At 53.5% G+C, this 18984-nt stretch carries 14 protein-coding genes; 9 read left to right on the forward strand and 5 right to left on the reverse strand.

Annotated features, from left to right (window positions below; translation table 11 throughout):
• Positions 1 to 79 precede the first annotated feature (79 nt).
• Complete coding sequence (lon, locus tag JWG43_RS13210) at positions 80 to 2509, reverse strand: endopeptidase La (RefSeq protein ID WP_205243415.1); 2430 nt, start codon at positions 2507 to 2509, stop codon at positions 80 to 82.
• A 196-nt stretch (positions 2510 to 2705) separates the two neighbouring features.
• Between lon and JWG43_RS13215 the strand changes: the two genes are divergently transcribed.
• Complete coding sequence (locus tag JWG43_RS13215) at positions 2706 to 3506, forward strand: LbetaH domain-containing protein (RefSeq protein WP_205243416.1); 801 nt, start codon at positions 2706 to 2708, stop codon at positions 3504 to 3506.
• 439 nt (positions 3507 to 3945) lie between these two features.
• Here the strand turns inward: JWG43_RS13215 and JWG43_RS13220 are convergent, their stop codons facing one another.
• Entirely contained in the window at positions 3946 to 4245 is a 300-nt protein-coding gene (locus JWG43_RS13220; RefSeq protein ID WP_205243417.1) for a hypothetical protein, read from the reverse strand.
• Between JWG43_RS13220 and JWG43_RS13225 the strand changes: the two genes are divergently transcribed.
• The gene (locus JWG43_RS13225; protein ID WP_205243418.1) at positions 4246 to 5337 is read left to right on the forward strand and encodes a hypothetical protein; all 1092 of its coding nucleotides are present in this window, start codon (positions 4246 to 4248) and stop codon (positions 5335 to 5337) included.
• Between the two features lie 189 nt (positions 5338 to 5526).
• On the opposite strand, the gene JWG43_RS13230 is transcribed toward JWG43_RS13225, so the two are convergent.
• The gene (locus JWG43_RS13230) at positions 5527 to 5892 is read right to left on the reverse strand and encodes a hypothetical protein (protein WP_205243419.1); all 366 of its coding nucleotides are present in this window, start codon (positions 5890 to 5892) and stop codon (positions 5527 to 5529) included.
• Positions 5893 to 6021: 129 nt separating this feature from the next.
• On the reverse strand, positions 6022 to 6507 hold the full coding sequence (locus JWG43_RS13235; RefSeq protein ID WP_205243420.1) for a universal stress protein: 486 nt from the start codon (positions 6505 to 6507) through the stop codon (positions 6022 to 6024).
• 620 nt (positions 6508 to 7127) lie between these two features.
• Between JWG43_RS13235 and JWG43_RS13240 the strand changes: the two genes are divergently transcribed.
• The 7 genes from JWG43_RS13240 (at position 7128) to JWG43_RS13270 (ending at position 16618) form a co-directional block, all read left to right on the forward strand.
• Complete coding sequence (locus JWG43_RS13240; RefSeq protein ID WP_205243421.1) at positions 7128 to 8180, forward strand: radical SAM/SPASM domain-containing protein; 1053 nt, start codon at positions 7128 to 7130, stop codon at positions 8178 to 8180.
• Between the two features lie 110 nt (positions 8181 to 8290).
• Positions 8291 to 9313 (forward strand): uroporphyrinogen decarboxylase, encoded by a 1023-nt coding sequence (gene hemE / locus JWG43_RS13245; protein ID WP_205243422.1) that lies wholly within the window; start codon positions 8291 to 8293, stop codon positions 9311 to 9313.
• A 439-nt stretch (positions 9314 to 9752) separates the two neighbouring features.
• Positions 9753 to 10361 carry an HDIG domain-containing metalloprotein gene (locus JWG43_RS13250; protein WP_205243423.1) on the forward strand — a complete coding sequence of 203 codons (609 nt, stop codon included), beginning with the start codon at positions 9753 to 9755 and terminating at the stop codon, positions 10359 to 10361.
• 141 nt (positions 10362 to 10502) lie between these two features.
• Positions 10503 to 11585 carry an OmpA family protein gene (locus tag JWG43_RS13255; protein ID WP_205243424.1) on the forward strand — a complete coding sequence of 361 codons (1083 nt, stop codon included), beginning with the start codon at positions 10503 to 10505 and terminating at the stop codon, positions 11583 to 11585.
• Positions 11586 to 11871: 286 nt separating this feature from the next.
• The gene (locus JWG43_RS13260; protein WP_205243425.1) at positions 11872 to 13260 is read left to right on the forward strand and encodes an MBL fold metallo-hydrolase; all 1389 of its coding nucleotides are present in this window, start codon (positions 11872 to 11874) and stop codon (positions 13258 to 13260) included.
• A gap of 294 nt (positions 13261 to 13554) precedes the next feature.
• Positions 13555 to 14295 carry a protein-L-isoaspartate(D-aspartate) O-methyltransferase gene (locus JWG43_RS13265; RefSeq protein WP_205243426.1) on the forward strand — a complete coding sequence of 247 codons (741 nt, stop codon included), beginning with the start codon at positions 13555 to 13557 and terminating at the stop codon, positions 14293 to 14295.
• Positions 14296 to 14305: 10 nt separating this feature from the next.
• Positions 14306 to 16618, forward strand: a complete 2313-nt coding sequence (locus tag JWG43_RS13270) for a spermidine synthase family protein (protein WP_205243427.1) — start codon at positions 14306 to 14308, stop codon at positions 16616 to 16618.
• A 125-nt stretch (positions 16619 to 16743) separates the two neighbouring features.
• On the opposite strand, the gene JWG43_RS13275 is transcribed toward JWG43_RS13270, so the two are convergent.
• Entirely contained in the window at positions 16744 to 18312 is a 1569-nt protein-coding gene (locus tag JWG43_RS13275) for a serine hydrolase (protein ID WP_205243428.1), read from the reverse strand.
• Positions 18313 to 18984 lie beyond the last annotated feature (672 nt).

Below are 18984 nucleotides of genomic sequence, written 5' to 3' on the forward strand. Positions count from 1 at the left end.
CAAGAAAGAGTGAATACATGCTGATCAACAGAGAAAGCCGGAGGGTAAGGAATCCCTTCGGCCGTTGCTTTTCAAGGTCTCACTTCGTAATCGGTACCGTGTTTTTTTTCGCTTTGCGACTCTGCTCGGTGATTTTCCCCAAGGTCAGCTCAATAACCTGATCCATGTGGCTGACCGGAAAAAAGGTGATTTTCTTGCGCAGCTCTTCTGGAATTTCAACAAGATCTTTTTGATTTTCCTCGGGAATGAGCACCTTGGAAATACCGGCTCGCAAGGCTGCCAGAGCCTTGTCTTTCAATCCACCGATGGGCAGAACCCGGCCGCGCAGAGTGACTTCACCGGTCATGGCAATACCCCGACGAACCCCTTTACCGCTGATGGCGGAAAAAAGGGCGGTGGTCATCGTTATGCCCGCCGAAGGCCCATCTTTTGGGATGGCTCCCGCGGGAACATGAACATGGACATCCACATTGTCAAAATATTCAGGCTCTACTTTCAAATCAGCATAACGACTGCGGCAGTAACTGAGAGCAGCCTGAGCTGATTCCTTCATCACCTCTCCCAATTGCCCAGTAAGTAGTAATTTCCCCTTACCAGGCAATACTGAAGTTTCGATGTGGAGCAACTCACCGCCAACCTCGGTCCAGGCCAGGCCAACAGCCAATCCCGGTTGGGTGCTGGTATCAATTTCAGCCTCAGGGAGATATTTGGGTGGCCCAAGGTATTTCTCCATGGTTTTTTCTGAAATCACATAGGGTCCTTTGCCGCCCTCCGCGACCTTGCGTGCGATTTTTCGACACACTTTACCAAGAGCGCGCTCAAGATTTCTTACCCCGGCTTCATGGGTGTATTTCCTGATGATGGCTTCCAGCGTCAGGTCATTGATCCTGATCTGATTGGTTTTAATTCCGTTTTCACTGATCTGACGGGGCAGGAGATACTTTGTGGCGATCACCATTTTCTCTTCAAGGGTATACCCGGAGAGTTGGATCACCTCCATGCGGTCAAGCAAGGGACCGGGAATTGTATCGCTTCTGTTGGCGGTGGTGATGAACATGACCTTGGAAAGATCAAAGGGCAGATTCATATAATGATCGGAAAAGGCATTGTTCTGCTCAGGATCCAAAACCTCGAGCAAGGCAGAGGAGGGATCACCACGATAATCCTCACCGACCTTATCAATCTCATCCATCATGAAGACCGGGTTATTGGCACCGACATTCTTCAGCCCCTGGAGGATACGCCCGGGCAGAGCACCTATGTAGGTCCGGCGGTGCCCCCGTATTTCGGCCTCGTCCCGCATGCCCCCCAGGGAGAGTCGGTAGAACTTGCGCCCCATGGCTTTGGCAATAGCCTGGCCCAGAGAGGTTTTCCCCACACCGGGAGGACCGACAAAACAGATGATAGGTCCCTTGGTTTTGGTATTGAGCTTACGTACCGCCAGATATTCAAGGATACGCTCCTTGATAGTCTCCAGCCCGTGGTGATCTTCGTCGAGCACCTGGGCAGCGATCTTGAGGTCAAGCATATCTTTGGAAGATTCGCGCCAGGGCAGATCGAGAAACCAGTCAAGATAGGTGCGGACAATGGTGGCCTCGGAAGCGTCCGGATGCATCATCTCCAGTCGCTTCAACTGTTTACGCGCCTCTTTCTTGGCATATTTGGGCATCTTTTTCTTGCGCAACTGTTTACGAAGATCATCTATTTCCTGTGAGTAGCCATCTTCGTCTCCCAGTTCGCGCTTCAATGCCTGGATCTGTTCCCTGATGAAATACTCCCGCTGACTACGCGACATTTCCTCCTTGGCATCTGACTGAATCTTGGCTTGGACCGTGGAGACCTCCAGTTCCTTGTGGAGCAGATCAGCGACCAGACGTAAACGTTCATTAGGTTCTATGGTTTCAAGGATTTTTTGCGATTCCGATATTTTCAAGCGCAAATTGGATCCAACCAGATCGGCCAATCTCCCCGGCTCCTCAATATTATTGATAATCATCATTAAATCTGAGGAAAGAATACCGCGCAGCGACATAATCTTTTCCGTCTGCTCTCGCACGGTGCGCATCAGTGCCTCGATTTCCACCGTAATCTCACCGGGTTCGGGTTCTTCGATCAAATCGACCTCGACCCGATAAAACGGTTTATCTTGAAGAATGGTGCGGATACGAGCCTTGGCGAGCGCCTGAACCAGGACTTTCAGCCGACCGTCGGGCAGTTTAAGTGTCCGCATGATCATGGACACCATACCCACTCTGTAGAGGTCTTTCTCTTCCGGCTCATCTTTGGTCGGGTCTTTCTGCGTCACCAGCATTAACAGCTTGTTGTTGCTCAGGCCATCGTTCACAGCGTCAATGGAACCAGACCGACCGACAAACAGCGGAATAATCATATAATTAAAGACGACAACATCTCGAACCGCCATCATGGGCAGAGAATCGGGGATTTCCAGATCCTGCGCATGTTCCCCGAAGTCTCCCATGCTGGTCGATAAAGAATCATCAAACTCCACGTTTTTCCTCCTTGAAATGGCCATAAATGCCTCTATTTCCACTGAGCGGTTTCTCGACAGTAAACACAACCCAATCCGAAGTCAAGGCGATGGCAGCCCCTTGGCGACAAAGAATATTTTCCTTGAATAATTGCCAGCGGCTCAATATAGAAGATCAGTTATTCTTCTCCCTGTCTCCACAGTCCAGGAGCCGCACATGCTGACCATGGATTCCTTTTTCGACTTGAGTGACTGCCCGTTTGCAGATCTTTTCAACGGCTGCGTCTACCCGTGGGAACCGTTAAAAAAACTCAAAGATCATATGACCCTTTACACGACCCCGGCCTTTCAGCACCTTTGTCTGGCCGACGGTGTTCCCCTGCCCAGTCCGTACATTTTTCTCAACGGCAAATTGCGCAACGCCAGAGAATGCATCATCAGTTATGGCGACATCACCAGGGGCGGACTTACTGTCTGGGAAAATGGTCAGATTCTGGAGGGCGCCTCGGTGATCATGGCCGGAGCGGTTCTGATGGGGAGGAACATCAATATCGGCAAGGGGGTGCTCATCGAATCAGGAGCCCTGATCAAGGCGCCGGCCATCATTGGCGATTATTCTGAAATCCGGCAGGGAGCCTATCTCCGCGGTCATTGCCTGATCGGTAGACGATGCGTCGTCGGCCACACCACGGAATGCAAGCACTCCATCTTTTTCAATGACGCCAAAGCCGGACACTTTGCCTATCTGGGCGATTCGATCCTTGGGAACAACGTCAATCTGGGCGCTGGAACAAAATGTGCCAACCTGCGTTTTCTTCCGGGCAACGTTGTGGTAAAAACACCTGTCGGCTCTCTGGACAGCGGTCTTCGTAAACTCGGAGCCATCATGGGCGACAATACCCAAACCGGCTGCAATGCCGTCACCAGTCCCGGAACACTCATGAAGCCTGACTGTATTCTCATGCCCAACACGACCGCAGCCGCCGGACTCTATATGCAGAAAACCGTGATCCGTTGAGATCCAGCAGTGTTTTTCATTTGCTGGTGCAAGGATGACGATCTACTCAGCAGCCTGGATTCTGACCATTCACAGGGTACGTGCAAAAGACTCCATGACTTGGAGGCTCAAACCCTTTTCCAGCGATACATAAACGCCTGGATCCGTAAGCGTTCGTCCGTACGTCAGGTTCGTTGTGCATATCTGTTCGATTAAAGCTGACTTTATCGGACGGTTACGGGCAATGAAAATGGTGTGCTGCCGAATGCCCCGAAGGGCGGCTGGAGAAAGGTATTGTCAACGATTCCGCTGCAATTATTAGATGAGTACAGCAGGATATATCCAGAAGAAGAGTCAAACCGTCACAAATTCAGGTCAGAAAAAAATTTCTTTCCCGGACTGGCATTATCAACGGCAATCTGATCGCCCGTCTATGAAGTGCTGGTGAGCAAGCCCTTTGCTATAACGGCAGTTCACCTTGACCTGCATACTCATACAAAGCAAAAAAAAAGGCGAACAAAATGCCTATGGTGAAAAAAATGCGGAACAGCCTGTCCCAGGGCAACCAGACACCGCCGTATGCTCGTCGAAAAATCACAGCGATAATATAGGTGAAGCCTAGTGCATAGGGAACAGTGAGCATCAACTGATACAGTGTCCCCATAACAGTACTCCCCACCTCATCCCCCACCCGCAGGTGAAAAAGGAGGTAGGCCAGGCCTGTCAACATCAATGAAATCTTTTCCCGTAACGTACTCATATGAACACAACCACCGCCTGTATCTTTCCTGAAACATTTCCCGAGGAAGAATTCCTGTTTCCCCTTGTACAGGTTTTCGAAGTCCTCGTCTACCTGCAACCAGTTGAAAACGGCCCTCATTCAGCGCAAGATACGCCTTTCGTCCAGGAACTTCGCCACAGCAAAAAGCTCCAGGCATACACGCCACTCCCACTTGGCGACCAACGTGAGCACTTCCTTACCCTGGCAAAAGATATTGCCACGCGAGGTCATGCGTACATCAATCAACTCACCATGCTCACCCTGGCAGAAATACATCAGCAGAAATCCGTGGAAAGCAGGCATTCAATCATTACCGCTCTTCTGCACGGCAACGATGATCACCAGGAAGACAAGGAGCAAGCCCTCCTCTGGCAGGCCCGCTTGATCCTCAACCTTGCGGAGACATGGGATCAAGAGCAGAGGGCTGTTGAAAAAGGACTGCAGACCATCGACAGACGGCAAAAGGCTCTTCTGGCCGAACTACGCGAAGAAACAGAAACTCTTTTCTCAGAGGGTACCCAACCCATCGTCCGGGAATTGGATGCAACCCTGCGTTATCGTCTCAGGGCCTGGAGTCGCCTGTTTTTCCATCATCCATCCTCCAGGCCACCCGAATTGCTGGTGACCAGGCATGAGGAGGCGATGACCAGACTGCAGGACATGTACGAGAAAAATCACGACCGTGCCTCTCAACAGCTTGCTATCCTGGATCTGCCCCTTGCACCCCGGTCGTGGCCCATGGAGCCAGCGATTCCAGGGCAACTCTACGAGGGCTGCCCGCAATTGCGCTCATTCCTGAGTGCATTGTTGGCAAGCACCCATGAACTGCAAAAACACAACGAGGCAGTGGCAAAGCACGACAAGCAGAATCTTGAGCAGCAATGGCAACAACAATGTGAAAGGCAGTTTCCCGCCAGGGACTACGGGCGATGTCGGCTTGAACTTTCTGTTTTTCCCGGGATCTCTCCCCGATGCCTGTTCATGGAAAGCTTTGCAGGAGAAGCGCCCTCAAAAAAACCTGGAACGCCAGGAGCAGGGCCGAAAACCATCGTTGGTTTTCTCAGGATATAAAAAACATCAGCCCCCTTCTCTCAAACGGTTGGAAAAATGTCTTTATCTCACTTGTCCCGAATAGGTACGGTCGAGCAAGGATTGCCAGCACCCTTTCCTCATACGGACGCGATTAGCCAAGCTTGAGGGTTCGAGGTTCCAGCGAGTTGCCACGTCTGGATAAATCCGGAACACCTGTGCCCGCGGAGCCTAGGAAAGCTGGGCAAATCCGCGGTTTCCTCCCCCGCGGTTACGTTCAGGGCCGAGAAAATGCTCCAGCGAAAGGATGTATTCCGTCCATTGACGCGGTACCTCATCAATTTCGACCCCGATGTTCTTACTCAAACGGCCAATTTTTTCCCATCGGGGCTTGACCTTGAACTTGAAATACTTTTCACCCTGAGAAGCGACCACTGTATACGTCGTTGTCCTTGTTCCCAATCGTTTTGGAATCCGCGTCAGACACAGGCCAGCCTGGGAAACATCCCGGACCGCCCCCGAGCAGCAACCGATTCCATCAGAAACGTCGTACTGCATACCTTGAATGAAAATTCTTGGATATTTTCGTTTTTCCATGCTGACATCCATCGTCCGCCGGTTGTTCACCGGTTGCCTTTTCCGGTTTGCAGCGAAACACACCTCTACAGCGAAACCTTACCCTCCACCGGGCCTGTGCAATCATAAACACCCCCTACATCATCAAGCTCAGGTGACATTTTCCTCGCACTCTTCACGGTAAGGATTAATGGTCATCACCGGACAGCAGGCGGTCTTGACCACTTTTTCGGCAACGCTGCCAAACATGATCCGCTCGAGTCCCTTGTATCCATGCGTTCCCATGATGATCATCTGAATTTTCTTCCGGGCTGCATACTTCAGAATTTCTTCGGCAATATCACCGGACACCACCTTGCTGGTCACAGCGGGTACACCGGCTGTTTTCAGCATCTCGCCGTATTCTTCAACAAAGGCTTCCATCTGCTGCTGCGCCGAGGCAAACAACTCCTCTTCGAGATTGGGCAGATTGACGGGGGGCACAAAAAAACCGCTGTAATCTTCAAAATTCTGCACTACAAAAACCAGATGTAGTTCCGCCTTGAAAGAACCGGCCACATAGGCGGCTGCCTTGACGATCTTACCGGCATTGTCGGAAAAATCAATAGGGGTAAGAATACTCCTGACTGGCTGCATAAATGACCTCCTTGAAGATGGCCTGAATCCGTGACGGCTGGACGCTTATCTTGGATATATCTTGCTGTACTCAGATTATAAGTGCAGTAGAATCCCTGACTATAAAACCTTCACCAGCCGACCTTCGGGGCGTCCGTCCGCACGCCATCTATATTGCCCGTACCCGTCCGATAAAGTCTCCATTAATCGAAAAGGCACAGACAATACAGCTGACGCACGGACGAACGCTCACGGATCCAAGGATATGGGGCACCTGAAAATAATTTCCAACAATTTATTTAAAAGATATACCTTTTCCCAAATATTGCCAATAGTGATTATGACAGGACGGATGTTTCATTTCTCTCGGGACCGGTAACCGACAAAGCGGTTGACCCGATTGATCAAGGAACCTATATTCATTACTGTTGTCTTGGTATCGGACTCAGGCTCACCCGCAACCTCGCGGTACCCTGAATCCGTGACAGCTGGACTCTTTTTTGAATATATCTTACTGTAATCACAGTGCAATTGCAGTTGAACTCTTGACAATACCCTTCACCAGCCGCCCTTCGGGGCATTCGTCCGCACGGACGAACGCTCACGGATTCAGGTCTTTTTTTACAGGTTATATTAACGTCATGGAATATACGCCAAAATGGATCGCCTGGGAGATAACCCGCCGCTGTAATCTCCATTGTGTCCATTGCCGCTCCTCTTCCGACCTCGAGGTTGCCGATCATCCCGATTTCTCCTTTGGTGAGGCCAAACGGATACTGGAGGAAATCCGCAGCTACGCCAATCCAGTCATGGTTCTTTCCGGCGGGGAGCCTTTGCTGCGGCCTGATGTCTTTGATATCGCCGCCCACGGCACCTCCCTTGGATTGCGGATGTGCCTGGCGACCAATGGCTCTTTAGTCACGGAAACAACCTGCAAACTCATCAAGGAATCGGGCATTAAAATGGTTTCTCTCAGTCTGGACGGATCAACTGCCGCTGTCCATGACAACTTCCGCAGCCAGCCCGGAGCCTATGCCGGCGTCATGAACGCCATTCGTCTTTTCAACGAAAACAAGATCGATTTCCTCATCAACTCCTCCTTTACCAAGCGCAATCAGGGTGAAGCGGCCAGAATATACCCGCTGGTCAAATCCCTGGGGGCTACGGCCTGGTATCTGTTTATGATCGTCCCCACCGGCCGCGGCGAGGAAATCATGGAAGAATTAATCCCCGCCGATGAGTACGAAAACATACTCAACTGGCATTACGAGATGGAAAAAGAGGAACACGAACTTCTGGTTCGTCCCACCTGCGCACCTCAGTATTACCGGATCGTTCTGCAGCGATCCAAACAGGAGGGCGAACGTTTTCGGCGGCGCAGTCTGAAATTCTCCACCGGCGGCTCCAAGGGCTGCCTCGCAGGCCAGTTGATCTGCTTGATTGATGTTGACGGCAATGTCCTGCCCTGCAGTTATTTCCCCTTGGCCGCCGGTAACATCCGCACCCGGTCATTTCGCGACATCTGGGAACAATCCGACCTGTTCCTGAACCTTCGTACTTTTGCCGATTATGGAGGCAGTTGCGGCCGCTGTGAATATGTCAATGTCTGCGGTGGCTGTAGAGCCCGAGCCTATGCCGTGACCGGTGACTATATGGCGGCCGAGCCTTTCTGCACTTACCAGCCCGGACGCTGAGGAATGATTCCGCTGACCTCACGGTATCGGAAGAATACAGCACCGGCCGGAGGCACTGTCACCCGTGCCAGACCAGTCGGATTCCATCCACATTCAACCTGCAAAGAGCGATGAACGATACTTTTCTCAAGGCCTGTCGAGGCGAACAAACCCCCTACACTCCTGTCTGGTTTATGCGGCAGGCTGGCAGATATCTGCCTGAATACCAGAAAATACGCAGTAAAGTCAGCTTTCTGGAGCTATGCAAAAGACCTGAACTGTGCACGGAAGTTACCCTGCAGCCCGTTGATATTTTCGGCTTCGACGCCGCCATTCTCTTCTCAGACATCCTCATTCCCATGGAGGCCATGGGTCTCGCCCTGGAATTTCACGAAGGGCGAGGGCCGGTCTTTCCCCAGCCTGTCCGTGACCGACAAGCGGTGGACGCCCTGGTGGTTCCCGATCCTAAGGAGAGAGTTCCCTTTGTCATGGAAACCATCCGTCTGCTGCGCCGGGCATTGCAAGTGCCGCTGATCGGTTTTGCCGGTGCCCCCTTCACCCTGGCCACCTATCTGATCGAGGGCGGCAGTTCCCGGGTCTTCCTCCACACCAAAAAAATGATGTTCCAGGAACCGGAACTCTACCATGATCTGCTCGAAAAAATCACCGCCTGCACCAGCAGCTATCTGCAGGCACAGGCAAGAGCAGGGGCGCAGGCCCTGCAACTCTTCGATTCCTGGGCCGGCATTCTTGCTCCGTGCGATTATGAGCAGTTCGCCCTGCCCTATGTCCAGTCGATCATTGCCGACCTGCGTGCCATGACAGACATTCCCCTGATCTATTTTGCTAACAATGGGGCCACCCTGACTGGAATGACGGTGACCGCGGGCGCTGACGTGCTGGGGTTTGACTGGCGACTCCCCATCGGTGAGGCCATCCAGCGGGCGGGAGACCATGCTGTGCAGGGCAACCTCGATCCTCTGGCTCTTTTTCTACCAGCGGACCGCCTGGAACAGCGGGTCAAAGGCATGTTGTCGGAAGCCAGAGCCGCCCGGGGCTATATTTTTAACCTTGGCCATGGTATTCAGCCGGAAACCCCTCCAGATCAGGTCCGTATCGTGGTCGACGCTGTTCATCGCCACAGCGGCAGATAAGTCGTAACCGCTTACCTGCACATCATTTTTGCACCGTCGCCACTGCCTCCATCAAGGAGGCTCAAACGGACAGCACCATGTCTCGACAAACCCAAGAGATCTGTGACCGCTGCCAATGAGGTTAGGAACATGGCCAACTGCACAGGTGCACCCACCAGTGATGGGTTACGATAAGCCTGTATCCGTGAGTATTCGTCCGTGCGTCAGATGTATTGTCTGTGACCGTTCGATGAAAGGACACTTTATCGAAAGGTTACCGACAATGAAGATGGCGTGCGGACGGACGCCCTGAAGGGCGGCTGGGGAAGGGTATTATCAAGGATCCCGCTTCATTTATAATTTGAGTACAGCAAGATATATCCAATACAAGGGTCCAGCCGTCACGGATTCAGGATAAAGTGATGTCCCGTCCTGTCCCGTTCGCCACAAAGGTGCCAGTATGCGAATCCCTTCGCTTGCCCAGTCGCTGCAACTGATGGATCAGTACGGCATGCTGGTCAATATCCGTCATCACTCCCTGGTTGTCGCCCGCCTGGTCGACCGTATTCACGCCGGGTTGTGCGCAACCGCCCCGGATCGTCACCAGTGCGACCGCAACCTGGTCGTTACCGGGGCGCTCTTGCATGATATTGCCAAAACTCCTTGTCTGCGCGACAATCGGGACCATGCCAAGGTGGGCGCTGATATCTGCCGGCAAGAAGGTTTTGCGGAAATTGCCGTCATCGTCGCGGAACATGTCATTCTCGGTCAATTCGAACCACAACGCTATCAAAACGGGACCTTTAATGCCCGAGAAATTGTTTATTATGCTGACAAGCGGGTCCGCCATCATCTGGTGGTGGACCTGAACGAACGTCTGCAGTACATTCTGGACCATTACGGTCGTGGCAATGCGACACGGGAAACTCGGATCCGTGAAAATTTCGACAGGTGTTTCACCCTTGAACGTTACCTGTTCCAGTGGTTGCCCTTTCCCCCGGGTGAACTCGGTGCTTTTTCAGCACCAGTATCTCCCGGCCTGGCATGCGAAGAATCCATCAGGCCGTGAGAGAACAAAAGCACGCATCTCCATCTGGTCAAAATCATTCCCAATGCTTGACAGGTCAACTCCGACGGGTATACTCGAACATATAAGGACATGTGAATATTGGAGGTCCCCTCCATAATGCTCATAAATTCAGGAGCCGACATGACGCCCTCCCGCCCAACCGCCCTGTCACTCTGCATCTTTTTTCTGCTCACCCTGACCATCGGACCATCCTGGAGCAGTACCCCACCCCTGGCAGCGAACGATCCAGCCATTCCTGCTGATCAGGGACGATTCATCCGCATGGCTGATAATTTTTTCATTGTCTATGATCCGTCCACCACCATGGCAACGCCATACAAAGACACCGGCCTGACTCGGTTGGAGGCTTCTCAAATCATCCTGCGCAAGAGCAACGCATCCCTGCCTGACTTAAGATGGCAGGCCGGGCTGTATCCGCACTGGAAAGGCGGCCTGTGGCTGCATGGTTCTCCCATGGCCTTTAAACCCTATTATCGGCTGCAAAATTACGAAAAAGATGCCTTTGCCAGGGCTATCGAGCAATTGCCGGTAACGCCGCAAAGCCCCCCCATGCTCCAGACCGGCTTGATGAAACTGGAACATCTCCTTGGTCTCTCGGGGCGAACTGAAATTTTCCTGTTCTCTGATGGCAAGGATTCCACCTTCGCCGGCCTGGAACCACATCCACTGGATCAGGCCAGAATGCTGGCCGCCCGATATGATATCTGCCTGAATATTATCTCCAGTGCCGTTGAGGAAGAGGCCCGTTCTTTGCTCGAACAGATCGCCTCAGTCAACTCGTGCTCACAGGTCATCGATTTCGATACCGTTTTTGAAAGACCGGAACACCTGCTGGGAAAACTCTATATGTACACAGCGGCAAACGGATTCGACAACGTGCTTTTCGATTTTGACAAATCCGACATCAGACCTGAATTCAATGCCCAACTGGACAGGCTGGGACACCTGCTTCGCACAAACCCCAACCTGTATGTGGTTCTTTCCGGATTCACCGATTCCATCGGCACCGAGGCCTATAATATCGGGCTCTCCCAACGCCGGGCTGAAAGTGTTCGCGCCTATCTGGAAAGGAACTTTGGCATCAGCCGTGATAACATGCTCCTCTACTGGTACGGGTATGCCAACCCGGTTGCCTCCAATGACACGGCAGAGGGCCGGCAGCAAAATCGTCGCGTGACCATTGTTCTTCGCGGTGAGAGATAGCCGGATGTGCAGAGGAGAGACGGAAAGCGAGGATCAACCCATGCAAACACAAACCTGGATCCGAAAGCATTCGTCCGTGCGTCAGCTGTATTGCCTGTGATTTCCCGATTAAAACAACCATTATCGGACATTTACGGGCAATGAAGATGAAGTACGGACGGATGCCCCAAAGGGCGGCTGGTGAAAGGTATCGTCAAGGATTCCGCTGTAATTATAATATGAATACAGCAAGATATATCCAAAACAAGCGTCCAGCCGTCACGGATTCAGGACAAAAGGAGCGGGTATGCATATTTCTTTTCACGGAGCAGCCGGTAATGTCACCGGTTCCTGTTTTCTGATCGAATGTCGAGGCAAGCGGGTCCTTATTGATTGCGGCCTGTACCAAGGCAAGCGGGAGTTGGAGGAAGACAACCGCAACGATTTTGGTTTTGATCCGGCAGCCATCGATTATCTGCTCCTGACCCACGCCCATCTCGACCATTGCGGCCGTATCCCCTTGCTGAGCAAGTGGGGGTTCACAGGCAAGATCATTACCACGGCGGCAACTCGTGAACTGGCCAGACTGGTCATGCTGGATTCAGCTCGCATCCAGGAAGAGGAAGCCAGATACCGTAATTACAAGGCAAGCAAAAAAAAAGACCGAGGCGAACCGGTTGAGCCCCTCTATGATACCCTTGATGCTCTCAACTGTCTGGACAATTTCAGCGGCACCGTTGATTTCATGACAGCCCACGATCTCTGTCCCGGCATTCGTGCCAGCTTTTTCAATGCCGGCCATATTCTCGGTTCAGCCGGCATTCTTCTGGAACTCGAGGATACCGGTCGGCGAAGCCGGGTACTGTTTTCCGGTGACCTCGGCTATGACGATCGAGCGCTTCTTCCCGACCCAGCCCCTCCGCCCCATGCTGATACCGTGATCATGGAGACCACCTACGGCAACCGGGAGCATAAGCGGCTGGACCCTTCGCTCGATGAACTGTATCAGGCCATCAACACGACCGTAGCCCGAAGAGGAAATGTGCTTATTCCCAGCTTTGCTCTGGAGCGAGCCCAGGAAATCCTTTATTATCTCCGCGAGGGCATCGAAAAAGGCCTGCTGGATCGTAACCTGCCGGTCTATCTCGACTCTCCCATGGCCATTTCCGCCACCCAGATTTTCCTCCGTCATCGAGAGTGCTTTGATGAGGAGACCTGGGAGGTCATTTCATCGGGTCGCGACCCTTTTGCTCTCCCCGGTTTACACATGGTCCGCGATGCCGCCGAATCCATGGCCTTAAAGCAGGCCCGCGGTGCGGTTATCATTGCCGGCAGCGGCATGTGCACCGGCGGCAGGATTCGCCACCACCTGCGCCACAACCTGTGGCGCCCGGAATCATCGGTTATCTTCGTCGGCTTTGCCGCGAACGGCACCTTGGCTCGACGCATCATCAACGGCCATGATGAGGTTCGTATATTCCAGGAGGAGGTCGAGGTCAACGCTGAAGTGTACACCATCGGTGGTTTTTCCGCCCACGCCGATCAACGGGAATTGCTCAACTGGCATGCCCGAACCGGAGGTCCCGAACAGACCTTTCTCGTCCACGGCGAGGAGATCGCCCGTCAGTCCTTTGCCGCCCTTCTCACCAACACTGAGGTCCACTTGCCCACACTGCACCAGAAATTTGCCCTCTGATCCGGACTCGTTCATCCGAGACAACCGGCCTTGGCCCTCGGAAACGCTCTGCAGTAAACAGACAGCGACATTTCCGTTTAACCGGAGGGCTGGACCATATCACCTGACCCTTGAATCCGTGACGGCTGGGCTCTTGTTCGGGTTCAATTTTTTCTGTAATCAGCATTTGCCATGGTTCCGTTTTCTGCCGGTACGCTGATACAAAGTGCCTCCCTGCTCATCAGCTGAATGGGATTGCCGGCGCTGCAAGCAGGCTCGGACCAGCACACTCTGAACATAAGGAGGAGAGCAGTCATGATTCACCCAAAGCTCGTCTTAATCCCTTTCCTTGGCGCCGCTATAATGGCCGCACTCATTCTCGCGGGTTCGGCAGCGTTTGCTCAGGCCGATCCGACCGAAACTGCCCGGCAGGAAATGGTCCGAACCCAGATCGCCGGCCGCGATATCCACGACCCTTTGGTGCTGGCGGCCATGCGTAATACCAAACGACACCTGTTCGTACCGGAAGCGCAGCAACGTCATGCCTACGAGGATCGCCCCCTGGCCATTGGTCACGGTCAGACCATTTCTCAGCCCTATATCGTGGCCTTGATGACAGAGTTGGTTCGCCCCCGGGCTGATGCCAGGGTGTTGGAAATAGGTTCAGGCTCCGGTTATCAGGCAGCGGTGCTGGCGGAAATCGTCGCCCAGGTCTACACCATCGAAATCATCCCCCCCCTTGCCAAGTGGGCCGCGGAGCGCCTCGAACTGGCTGGGTACACCAATGTCTCCGTGCAACATGGCGACGGGTATTACGGCTGGGAGGAACACGCCCCATTTGACGCCATCGTAGTAACCGCGGCGGCACCGCACATTCCGCCGCCGCTCATTGCCCAACTCAAGGATGGCGGCCGGATGATTATCCCGGTCGGCTCCCCTTTCCGGACCCAGCAACTGGTCCTGGTGGAAAAAGAGGGTGACCATATTACCACCCGTAATATGCTGCCGGTTCGTTTTGTGCCGTTCACCCGGGCTGTTGAACAGACCGAACATTAACCTTGCCGCCATGTCGGCACTTTCCGTCGCGTTCATTTCCTTCCTGCTCCTGGCACTGCAGATTGTCTGGATGCAGGCGCTTGGCTATGCCCAGGGACATCATCTTGCCTATGTGGTGCTTTCCATCGCTCTGCTCGGCTTTGGTGCCGGCGGTTCGGTTCTGACTCTGTGGTCCAGACCAGCCAGCCTCAAAAGGCTGTTTGCCCCCTGCCTGCTGCTCTGCGCCCTGGCCACCGCTCTAGTTCCCCAATTGGCTCACCCCCTGCTCATGGGCCTGGAAGTGGACCTGCTCCATGTCGACCACAGCCAATGGCTACGCCTGGTGATACTGGGTGGGGTCATGTTTCTTCCATTTTTTCTTGGTGCAGCCTCTCTCACGATCGCTTTTTCACTGGGGGCGGGCACGATCGGACCTTTGTATGCCGCCAACCTGGCAGGCTCTGCGGTCGGCGCTGTCGCCTCCCTTGGTCTCCTGCATTTTGCCCTTCCGGAACAGGTCATGCCATGGTTGGCCTGGATTGCTCTGCTGGCGGCATTGCCGGCTCGTCCCGGAAAAGCAGTCTTTTTCCTGACCATGCTGGCAGTGGGAGTAGCCCTTGCCTTATCCCCTCCTCTCCCCCGCTCACCATACAAGGCCTTGAGCTATGCCCTCCAGTTACCCGGAGTTGAACGGCAAGGTCCCCTGCCACATCCACTGGGGCGGGTGGACATTGCTCAATCCTCTGTGCTGCGTTTTGCGCCTGATCTCAGCCTGTATTATACCGGTCCCGTACCAGCTCCACCCCACCTCTTCATCGACGGCGAGGCCGCCGGTCATCTGCTCAATCCAGCTGATCCCGCCGCACTGATCCTGGCGGAAACACCCCGCGCCCTGGCTTTTGCAGCCGGACCAGTCCATACCCTGCTCTGTCTGGCTCCCGGAGGTACTCCTTTCCTCAACCTCGCCACCGCTCAAGGCGCACAGACCGTTGCCGTTGAACCGCATCCCCGGATCACGACTCTCATCACCCCCTTGATTGTTGCTGATCGCACCCGTCTCAAACAATCTGACCCCCGTCTGTTTCTGGCCCAGGCCGACCTGCCCCCCCTGGACCTGATCCTCTTCCCGGACCGCGGCATGTTCGGAGGCCCTACCGGTCTGCAGACCCTGGGTGAAGACACGCTCTTTACCGTGGAAGCGATCTCCAGTGCTCTGCGGATGCTGACTCCGACCGGTCGCCTGGCTTTCAACGTCTGGCTGGATGAGCCCCTGCGCCATGCACCCCGCATGGTGCATCTCATTGTCCAATCTCTGCGTGCAACAGGGATCGAACAGCCGGAAGACCATGTGACGATTATTCGCGGATGGGGCTCACTGTCCATCCTTGCCGACCGGCAACCATTATCTTTAGAAACTCTCGAGGCTGTCATCCATTTTGCCGAGGCCAAGGGCTTTGACGTGCTCTGGCCGCCTGGGTCTGGGGAGCGCCGGCACGGCAGGGCTGGCGATTCTCTCGAGTCAATGCTGGCACAACTCCTCAGTGGCCACCCTGAAAACCTGCTCCGCACCTATCCCTTCGACATTCGCGCCCCTACGGATGACCGCCCGTTTTTTCATCAGTTTCTTCGCCTGGGCACCTATGATGCTGATCTTGATTTTCTCAGTATCAGTGAAAGGGGGCCGATTTTTCTCCTGGCCCTGCTGCTGCTCCTGTTCATAGCGGTTGTCCTGGTGGTTTTTGCTCCTTTGTGGCCCCTGCGCGCCTCGTTGTCCCGTGCCCCATTCACCCTGCTCTATTTCGCCGGTCTCGGGGCCGGGTTCATGATTTTTGAAGTAGCGCTTATTCAGCGCTTCACCCTTCTGTGGGGTAGTCCGGTCACCAGTGCGGCCCTGGTGATCACAGCATTGCTCTGCGGCATGAGTGTCGGCAGCTGGTATAGTCGCAGGTTACCAGCCAGACCGGTCGTGCTCATGGGACTTGCCCTCGGCATTGCTACCCTGCAAGTACTGATGCCGATGATCCTGACCCCGATCATCACCTTCCTGCTTGCTACCGAAACGGTCATCCGCATCGGCGGGGGCATGGCTGTTCTGGTCCTCGCCGCTCTTCCCCTGGGCCTACCTTTTCCTCTGGGCATCCGCCTGCTGAACCGGGATACCCCGGGACAGATTCCCTGGGCCTGCGGTATCGACAGTGCCTTGGCTGTACTCGCAGCTCCGGCTGCAGCGCTGCTTGCCTTGCATGCCGGCTATTCAAGTCTTGCCATCGCCGCCACCCTCGCCTACCTGCTCGCCGCCCTGGGCGCTTTTTCCTTTATTTTTCGACCAAAAAGCAACAGATGATGATCCATTCGTGCACGATATTGGCACGTACCCCTATTTTGAATTCAGGGAGAAACCAGCCATCATAGATCTCCAGGCGACGCGGACAACCAATCACGGAAGCAGCGCTTCTGGTGTTGTGGTGTTCATTGCAGACGGTACTCCCCTTTCATTTCCTCATAAACCAGGGTTGAGACCTGTCTGATTACATTACCGCGGCTGAGCATCCAGCTTCCATAATCGGCTGGACGGGAACTGCGCTCAATAATGCCTACCACGGCATAGGGATAGCGGCGGCCATTGCTGTCACGGAGAACAAGAATACCCATATCACCGCAGAGATGCGCCGTTGTCCCGGTTTTATTGTAGACCAGGGTTCCCTGGGGAATGGGCGTATTGGTGTAGAGTCTGCTCCGAGCCGGCAAGGACATCAAACGGCGAATTTCCTTGCTGTACGGTACTTCGTCATTCCAGATAGCCCGCAGAAAGCGGATGTAATCAGAGGGCAGAGCTTTGTTTTTATAGGTTCTGCCTCCGGGAGGAATATACTCGACAATACTGGTGTTTTTGAAAATATGACCGTACTGATTGCGCAAAATCCCATCAACCCGGGCCGGTCCGCCGGCGGCTTTCATAACCCAGTTAGTGGCAGGATTGTTGCTGCGTTGAATCATGGCCTCCATATTGGCCCGACTCTGAGGACCATACCGCAAACTGCCTTCCTGGACCTGATGAAAAAAAGCCAGGGCGACAAAAGGCTTGATCATGCTCGCCGCCTGAAAAAATCGGTCGCCGTTGATCTGCACCACGCTTTCATCCCGGGTCAGATCATAAACCATCCAACCGGTGGCTTCGTCGCTCGAAATCACTCCTTTCCGCCGCAGGTCCTTGATAAACGCATCGATCTGCTGCTCGAGTCTTCGATTGGTGGAACGGGTGGATACAGCTGTTCTCCTGACGTTATCCGGCGCTCTTTTCACCACATCCGGGGACAATCGGACTACGGCCTGTCTCGGTTGAGCCTGCGGTGAGATCTTGGCCACTTTTGCCTCCGGTGGCGGGTTTGAGGCAACCTCGACGGATGGGAGCTCAGAATCGGAACCATCATCAAGAAACGAGGCTTCACCAAACACCACGGGATTGTTGTTTTCCCGAGCGATGGACGTTTGGATTTTTTTCCTTTGCAGTAGAGAACCATGTTTCCGAGCCACGGAAAGAGTCGATTCCCTGTCGCCCCGTCGCCGATAGATCAGCGTGTACCGCTCAGATCCTGTTTCTTCGATAAACAGATCCTTGCCCACTTCCTGGCCGAGAAACTGGTACACTTCGCCATAGACCTTTTTCAAGGCATCAAGATTGGGGCCCTGGCCGTAGCTGACGTTGTATAACCGGAAATACCCCCGCGTTGCCGTGACATAACACTCGGCAAGCCCGGCTTTACGAAGCGCCTCATTATGCTGCACTGCCAACTGAGCCGACTCCAGTGCACTACCATCCAGGTGGTAGACGACCCCGTATTCCCTTCCCTCCCGACCGACAATACGCAAACGGTTTCCCACTTCTGGTCCTAAAATCTCCTCAAGTTCCTGCTGATAATCAAGGATTGTTTCCAGATTCCGATCCCACAAATAGACCAGATCATAACCGGAATCACGGGCAAGAAGACTCCCCGGGCAATGGACAAGCATAACCAGTACACAAATAATTCGAAACATGCCGTCAACTCTGGAGGCTATTGTGGAATAGGAAAAAAGAAACAAATCTTCTTTTTCATTCACTCACGAAAAGATTCCCGCTTCAAGGGACCAGCAGTTTGCATCAAACCCCTCTGCTTGAGGCACGGGAAATACTTTTAACTCTAAATCTACCGTAACAATCCCGGCAGGAAAAGATTTTTTCATCCAAACCGAGCATGCCGACATTGATTCTTCGCAACGATACCGGGACCCCCTCCCTGCTCTTCAAGACCGACCATCGGGCATAAATCCATTTTTCCACAATTATTCAGGTGAGATACGCAATCACACCATGCATTGTTCGGTCAGAAGGGCACAGCCCTGCCCTTACGTTCCCCGGATGAAAAAATCTGCGCGGCTCAGCCAAACGGCTGCCGCTCAGGGTTGAGATAGTGTGATGGTGGACGGATACCACTTCTTGGTGAAATCCTGGATTCGTCAACGTCTGCTCAGGTGACAGCGAATTTCAATACCAGGATATGCGAGCTGAAAAGAGAACGGGTATCCACCAAACAGCAGGTAATTAGTGCCTGAACTAAAACTCAAAAACAACAATAAATCAAGTTGTTGTCACCATGCTCCAGACATGAAGAAAATGAGAGCATGAATAACGACGAGAGCCGTTAATAGTGTAACATATTGATTACTATG

Origin of the sequence: Desulfobulbus alkaliphilus, from assembly GCF_016918545.1 — a bacterium.
GTDB classification, from domain to species: Bacteria; Desulfobacterota; Desulfobulbia; order Desulfobulbales; family Desulfobulbaceae; genus Desulfobulbus; species Desulfobulbus alkaliphilus.

Bases quoted from the DNA above. Each gene is read 5' to 3' on its own strand.
- JWG43_RS13215 (WP_205243416.1), top strand. From the start codon at position 2,706: ATGCTGACCATGGATTCCTTTTTCGACTTGAGTGACTGCCCGTTTGCA.
- JWG43_RS13220 (WP_205243417.1), bottom strand. From the start codon at position 4,245: ATGAGTACGTTACGGGAAAAGATTTCATTGATGTTGACAGGCCTGGCC.
- JWG43_RS13225 (WP_205243418.1), top strand. From the start codon at position 4,246: ATGAACACAACCACCGCCTGTATCTTTCCTGAAACATTTCCCGAGGAA.
- JWG43_RS13230 (WP_205243419.1), bottom strand. From the start codon at position 5,892: ATGGAAAAACGAAAATATCCAAGAATTTTCATTCAAGGTATGCAGTAC.
- JWG43_RS13235 (WP_205243420.1), bottom strand. From the start codon at position 6,507: ATGCAGCCAGTCAGGAGTATTCTTACCCCTATTGATTTTTCCGACAAT.
- JWG43_RS13240 (WP_205243421.1), top strand. From the start codon at position 7,128: ATGGAATATACGCCAAAATGGATCGCCTGGGAGATAACCCGCCGCTGT.
- hemE (WP_205243422.1), top strand. From the start codon at position 8,291: ATGAACGATACTTTTCTCAAGGCCTGTCGAGGCGAACAAACCCCCTAC.
- JWG43_RS13250 (WP_205243423.1), top strand. From the start codon at position 9,753: ATGCGAATCCCTTCGCTTGCCCAGTCGCTGCAACTGATGGATCAGTAC.
- JWG43_RS13255 (WP_205243424.1), top strand. From the start codon at position 10,503: ATGACGCCCTCCCGCCCAACCGCCCTGTCACTCTGCATCTTTTTTCTG.
- JWG43_RS13260 (WP_205243425.1), top strand. From the start codon at position 11,872: ATGCATATTTCTTTTCACGGAGCAGCCGGTAATGTCACCGGTTCCTGT.
- JWG43_RS13265 (WP_205243426.1), top strand. From the start codon at position 13,555: ATGATTCACCCAAAGCTCGTCTTAATCCCTTTCCTTGGCGCCGCTATA.
- JWG43_RS13270 (WP_205243427.1), top strand. From the start codon at position 14,306: ATGTCGGCACTTTCCGTCGCGTTCATTTCCTTCCTGCTCCTGGCACTG.
- JWG43_RS13275 (WP_205243428.1), bottom strand. From the start codon at position 18,312: ATGTTTCGAATTATTTGTGTACTGGTTATGCTTGTCCATTGCCCGGGG.